Annotated in this window: 2 protein-coding genes; both read right to left on the reverse strand. The window is 37.5% G+C overall.

Annotated features, from left to right (window positions below; translation table 11 throughout):
- A partial coding sequence (locus FC98_RS13820) for a helix-turn-helix domain-containing protein (RefSeq protein ID WP_156637345.1) occupies positions 1-221 on the reverse strand: 221 nt, incomplete at its 3' end.
- Positions 202-638, reverse strand: a 437-nt coding sequence (gene tnpA, locus FC98_RS13825) for an IS200/IS605 family transposase (RefSeq protein WP_056949761.1), incomplete at its 5' end; no start/stop codon positions are given. The genes FC98_RS13820 and tnpA, both read right to left, overlap by 20 nt.

Here is a 638-nt window from a genome sequence, read left to right on the forward strand (position 1 = left end):
GTTGATTCAGCTTGTTTAAGAAAAGGGTGTTCTTGCTTCAAAGACTTAATCAAGTAGTTCATGCCAAACTCGTTCACATATTTTCCACCATTCTTATATCGTTGTTGTTGCATGTCTAAAAGTTGATTCCAAACATATCGGCAATAGCCAAAGTTATCAATAATCTTTTGTTTCTGTTCTTGATTGGGATATATTCTTGTTTTAACTGCTTTGAGTGTCATCTAAACTCACCTCTTTTTCTCTTTGCTCATCAATGTACTTCTCAACCGCTTGTTCATTAGTAGCGCCAATACTTTCCACATAGTAACTAGGAGACCACAGATGCCGCTTTTGCTTCTTCCAATAGCTCTGCTGAAGTTCGGGACATTTTTCAAATAGCTCTTTGGCACTAATTCCTTTAAGCCACCTAACAATATTTGTCACGGATAACTTAGGGGGTGCGCTAACTAATAAGTGAACGTGGTCATCTTTACCGATCTCCATGTGGGGAATACTAAATCCATATTTTAAAGCAATCTTTTTAAGTGATTGCTTTAATTCCCTCTCAACATTTCCTTTCAATACCTTGTTGCGATATTTGGTTCCCCAGATGATATGGTAATTAAGATTGTACACCGATGTTCGACCATACGTAAGCC

The sequence above is a fragment of the Lentilactobacillus kisonensis DSM 19906 = JCM 15041 genome (assembly GCF_001434135.1).
Classification (GTDB): domain Bacteria; phylum Bacillota; class Bacilli; order Lactobacillales; family Lactobacillaceae; genus Lentilactobacillus; species Lentilactobacillus kisonensis.